The organism is Candidatus Symbiopectobacterium sp. (assembly GCF_020054415.1).
GTDB lineage: Bacteria > Pseudomonadota > Gammaproteobacteria > Enterobacterales > Enterobacteriaceae > Symbiopectobacterium.
Genome location: NZ_JAHWCO010000409.1, coordinates 1 through 4,717, shown reverse-complemented (window position 1 = coordinate 4,717; position 4,717 = coordinate 1). Strand labels below are relative to the sequence as shown.

General features: G+C 54.1%; 6 protein-coding genes. All 6 read left to right on the top strand.

Annotation, left to right across the window (positions count from 1 at the left end; translation table 11 throughout):
* The first annotated feature begins 101 nt into the window (after window positions 1-101).
* The 6 genes from pilP to QZ506_RS12000 all read left to right on the top strand — a co-directional run bounded on the left by pilP (window position 102) and on the right by QZ506_RS12000 (window position 4,265).
* Entirely contained in the window at window positions 102-503 is a 402-nt protein-coding gene (gene pilP, locus QZ506_RS12025) for a type IV pilus biogenesis protein PilP (protein WP_291971319.1), read from the top strand.
* Window positions 504-513: 10 nt separating this feature from the next.
* Window positions 514-2,043, top strand: a complete 1,530-nt coding sequence (locus QZ506_RS12020) for a GspE/PulE family protein (protein ID WP_291971318.1) — start codon at window positions 514-516, stop codon at window positions 2,041-2,043.
* A 25-nt stretch (window positions 2,044-2,068) separates the two neighbouring features.
* Window positions 2,069-2,833 (top strand): type II secretion system F family protein, encoded by a 765-nt coding sequence (locus QZ506_RS12015; protein ID WP_291971317.1) that lies wholly within the window; start codon window positions 2,069-2,071, stop codon window positions 2,831-2,833.
* 57 nt (window positions 2,834-2,890) lie between these two features.
* Window positions 2,891-3,121, top strand: a complete 231-nt coding sequence (locus QZ506_RS12010) for a hypothetical protein (RefSeq protein WP_291971316.1) — start codon at window positions 2,891-2,893, stop codon at window positions 3,119-3,121.
* Window positions 3,122-3,289: 168 nt separating this feature from the next.
* Entirely contained in the window at window positions 3,290-3,784 is a 495-nt protein-coding gene (locus tag QZ506_RS12005) for a type 4 pilus major pilin (RefSeq protein ID WP_291971315.1), read from the top strand.
* Between the two features lie 13 nt (window positions 3,785-3,797).
* Window positions 3,798-4,265: a lytic transglycosylase domain-containing protein gene (locus tag QZ506_RS12000; RefSeq protein ID WP_291971314.1), complete on the top strand. Its 468-nt coding sequence runs from the start codon at window positions 3,798-3,800 to the stop codon at window positions 4,263-4,265.
* The last annotated feature ends 452 nt before the right edge of the window (window positions 4,266-4,717 follow it).

The following is a 4,717-nucleotide window of genomic DNA, read 5'->3' as shown; positions in this document are numbered from 1 at the left end:
GTCCAGTGAAACGACGGATCCTCGCAACGCAAAATCATGCAGTTAGGCCTCATGAGAAAACTGTACACCTGAGGACACAAGCATTTTCTACCAAAACTGGCTTGGCAAAACAGCATGACTCACTATTATTCAACAAAGCCAATCTTTTACTGGAACAACAGGTCCAGACGGCGCGACTGCAACAACAGCTGAGACAAAGCCTTTCTGACGATAGTGGCACCAGCGGTATTGCCACGCCGGTATTCCGCACCCCGAACAGCGTTGGTGCGATCCCCCCTCCATCGGTGCCGGGTTCAGCGGCATCAACCCTAGGGAGAGCAGAGCGCGTACGGCTACAAGAGATCTATGGCCGCGCTGGCGAATTACGTGCACGCATTACGCTGCCTTCAGGCGGCGTGACCGAGGTGCACAAAGGCGATGTTATCCCGGGCACGAAACTGACCGTCACGACCATCACCGCCGATGTGGTGCGACTGAGCGATGGCAGTGAACTGACATTCTGACGGAGGACGTATGAAGGATTATCAGTTGATTGATGAGTTTGTCCTCACTGAACGGATCGGTGGGCAGACCACGCTGGTCATCGACAAGAATCGCAAATCAGACCTGCGTATCCAACGCTGGGTGATGGACCAACTGAAAGTGGCACCGCTTGCGACCACGGATTTTGTCTCCCTAGGTGATCTCAAAGCACGTCGTGACAAGCTGAAACAGGCTATCCCCCATGCGGTCGCCGGAGAGGCCAGTGAGCGTTGGAGCGATGTTCAGCGGAAAATGGTGGGGTATCTGGCGCTGGCACAGCAGATGGCGGCGTCAGATATTCATATTACGGTCAGACGCAGTGTGCGCATGGCGATCATCGAGATGCGTATTCACGGTGAGTCGGAAGTTATCGACGAACTGACCAGCGAAGAGGGGGATTCACTGGTATCGACCCTGTTTATGTCGATGTGTGATGTGCGAATACCGCCGACCTTTGATGACAGTGATTTTCAGGCGGGGAGGGTGGATGCGAAATTTGCCCGTTCTGCTGTGCTGTTCGGCGCACGTTATCAGCATGTCCACACGGTGGATGGCGTGCATGTGGTCTTGCGTACCATCATTGACGACAGTGACCGTGTTCCCACACTGGAACAACAGGGCTTTCTGCCGGAACAAATCCGGCTGTCACATCAAATTCTGCGCCAGCCACAAGGGTTGGTGTTGCTGACTGGCCCCACTGGCTCGGGGAAAAGTACCACGCTGCGCGTCTTCAGCAACCTGTGGCTGGCACGCACCAGAAACCGCAAACGATTGCTGGCGGTAGAAAACCCACCGGAGGGCCGTATTGCGGGCGCCATTCAGACGCCAGTGATTGACGGTAACTGGGATAAGAACAATGCAGCAGTGCTGCGTTCTGATCCGGACGCCATTCTTATCGGGGAATTGCAGGAAATCAATGCGTTGATGGCATCTATTCATGCCGCACACACCGGGCGTGCGGTGTTGGCAACATTGCATACCAACAGCGCTGCCGGCGCGTTGCAGCGCATGGAGATCATGGGTGCCGATCGTCGGCTGATTGCCGATGCGCAAATGGTTATCGGTCTGCTCAGTCAGCGCCTGCTGCCTGTACTCTGCACGCACTGCAGCATTCCCTGGTCGGAAAAGGCCAGCACATTGTCGTCTGAGACGCGGGAATATTTAGAAAAATACTGCACTGAGCCGGGTATTTGCTCGCCGGCTCATCTGCGTTTCCATAATCCAGCAGGGTGTGACCACTGCTGTCAGACCATCGCCTTGACGGGGCGCATTATCAGCAGAGGGATCAACGGACGTACTGCTATTGCCGAGGTTATCCGTCCGGATGCACGTTTTACGGCGCTCTGGCTGGATCATGGCACGGCAGCGGTACGCCAGCACTGGATTAATAGCGGTGGCATCAGTCGTCGCATTCATTTGCTGCATCGACTTAATGCTGGACTGATCGACCCGCTGTTTGGCGATGAAATTGTGCCATTGGATGAAGATGAGCTGCTTGCCCGGGAGGTGCCACATGTCTGAGACCCGATTCAGGCCAGTCCGGCCCATGAACCTACTGCAGAGAGCACGCTATCACCTGTTGCGTTATCCGTTCAGCGGTAAACATCGCCAGCCGTTCTACGAAATGTTGCGTTTTTTGCTGGAAAACGGGAAATCCGAAGACGAAGCCTTCCGCATGATCGGCGATGTGCATACCGATTTTGGCCGACACTGGCATCCCTATGCCGAGTTGGTGCAGGACTGTCTACAAGCGCTGGGTAATAACCGCCCAGGCCATCAGATACAAGATGTACTGGCACTGTGGATACCTCGCGAAGAAGCCGCGTCGCTCGGGGCGGGATTGAAAAGTGGCACGCTATCCGTTGCACTGGCGCAATCAGATCGCCTGATTGTGGTGCGGCGTCGCATCTTTCAGCAGGTGATATTTGCGTCAACCTATCCCGTCGTGCTGGTCGTGCTGTTCACCGCCATGCTAACGGTAAATAGCGTCAAGCTGGTACCGACCATGAGCAAAATGTCCGACCCGTCGACATGGACGGGGGCGCTTGGCGTCATGAATCGCCTGGAGCAGTTCAACAGTGATTGGGGTATCACCTGTACGGTAGCGGGTACCTTGTTGTTGGCACTCGCTATCTGGTCACTCCCTCGTTGGCGCGGTTCGGTGCGTGAAGTGGCTGATAACTTTTTGCCTTGGTCGCTGTATTCCGATCTTCAGGGGGCGGTTTTCCTGATGAACGTGGCCTCGCTGCTTGAAGCCGGTTTGCCCGAAATTGAGGTGTTGGAGACCTTACGCAAGACCGCTTCTCCCTAGCTCCAAGAGCGTCTTGATGCGGCAGCAGATTGCATTAGCCGTGGCAGTGCGTTAGGCATGGCGCTACGTAACAGTGGTTTTAATTTTCCTGACCGACAGTCGGTTAACTATTTGTCGCTGTTGGGCAAAGGCAAAGGGGCATCGATGCTTATTAGCAGTTATGCCGACTGTGCGCTGGAAAATATCATCGCCAGGTTCAAGGTGCGTGCGAATACTGCCCGCGCACTGTCCCTACTCCTGATCCTCCTTTTCTTTGGACTTATGGGCTCTATGGCCTTTCAGATCTAGGAAATGTCACGTTTACCCATGCATTAACCACAAGGAATCTCATTATGTTTCAGTTGATTGTTACTGCGCGTTCTACGCTGCGCCAACAAATGACCCAACAGCCGGATAAAGGCTGGGGGCACCACAGAACAGGGGAGCTCAGGCATCATCGGTATTATCGCGCTTGTCGTGGTCGTCGCGCTGATTTGGGGGCTGTGGGCATTGTTCAGCAGCGGGTCTGAAACTTCCAATATCCGGTCTATTGCTACCAATACCAAGGGCTATATGGGAGGGCGCGGCGGTTACGCCTTTACCAGCGGCACCACCATGACAGGAAATCTGATTCAGCGCGGGTTGGCACCCGGTAGCATGCGCGTGGTGTGGGATGAAACATCGGGGACCGCCACGCTGTGGAATACTTGGGGCGGCCAAGTGATAGTGGCACCGGTATCCAGTGGTGCAGGCATCAATAACGGCTTCTCCATCACCTATAACAAGGTGCCATTGAAGGAATGTATCTCTATCGCTCAGCAGTACGGCAATGGTGCCATTTTTACGGAAATCACCCTTAACAGTAGCGTGCATAGCAGCGGCAGTGTGACGGCGGAAGAGGCAGGGAAAGAGTGCACCAAAAACAGTGGTAGCAGTGGGACCAACACCATGGTCTTTACGGTTAACGGGTGACCTTGTGTGGCGCATGGTGATTCTGCTGCTAATACCCTGGCAGTTCTTGGCTCGGGCGTTTTGTTTTGAGGCTGCAGGAGAAAAATACCATGTTGACCCGCTGCTAATCGAATCGATTGCCATCGGCGAGAGCAGCCTGGTAGCGGATATTACCCACGATAACCGTGACCCGAAAACCGGCAAATTTATCAGCAGAGACTATGGCTTGATGCAGATAAATTCGACCCATGTTCCAGGGCTCATCAGCAAAGGCATTATCCGTAGCGCAGAGGATTCACTGACCCGGCCGTGCCTCAATGTGCAAATTGGCACCTGGATTCTGGCAAAACATTTCCAGGTTTGCGGTGTGACCTGGAATTGCCTGGGTTCCTATAACGCCGGTTTTCGTCAGGATCGGCATGAAACCCGTGAGGCTTATGCAAACCGGATTTATGCGATTTATCTGCTCCTGCTGCGTGAACGACGCGGGGTGATGATATGACGGTCATTACGTTATCTGCGCCTTGGCAGTTTGCGCTACCGGTGTTGTGTCTCTGCCATGCGCTGCTCTGGTTGGTCGCCCGCCAGTTGCGTCGTTATGTGGCACATCTCAGCGGATTTACGGCCTGTTGCCCGCAAACACTGGCGTTGCGGGTCATGGTCCATGCGGGGGTAATGACATTGTACTGTCTGGCACCCGCAGAGATCGGGCAACGCTGTGGTGCGCTGCTTTTTTGTCTGTTTATTTTCCGGCTGACGCTGACGGATCAACTGACGGGATTGTTACCGCGTGAGATGACCGTCAGTTGCCTTGGTGGGCTTTGTTGAATAAATAGAACTTTTGGGTAATCATCGGAGCAGATCACCACAGTTGTTTCAAAATCAGGTCTCCATGGCAAAACAAAATTTTAAAATCACCAACTGGCCCTCTTATAACAAGGCCCTCAAGCAGCG

Bases quoted from the DNA above. Each gene is read 5' to 3' on its own strand.
- QZ506_RS12020 (WP_291971318.1), top strand. From the start codon at position 514: ATGAAGGATTATCAGTTGATTGATGAGTTTGTCCTCACTGAACGGATC.
- QZ506_RS12015 (WP_291971317.1), top strand. From the start codon at position 2,069: ATGAACCTACTGCAGAGAGCACGCTATCACCTGTTGCGTTATCCGTTC.
- QZ506_RS12010 (WP_291971316.1), top strand. From the start codon at position 2,891: ATGGCGCTACGTAACAGTGGTTTTAATTTTCCTGACCGACAGTCGGTT.
- QZ506_RS12000 (WP_291971314.1), top strand. From the start codon at position 3,798: ATGGTGATTCTGCTGCTAATACCCTGGCAGTTCTTGGCTCGGGCGTTT.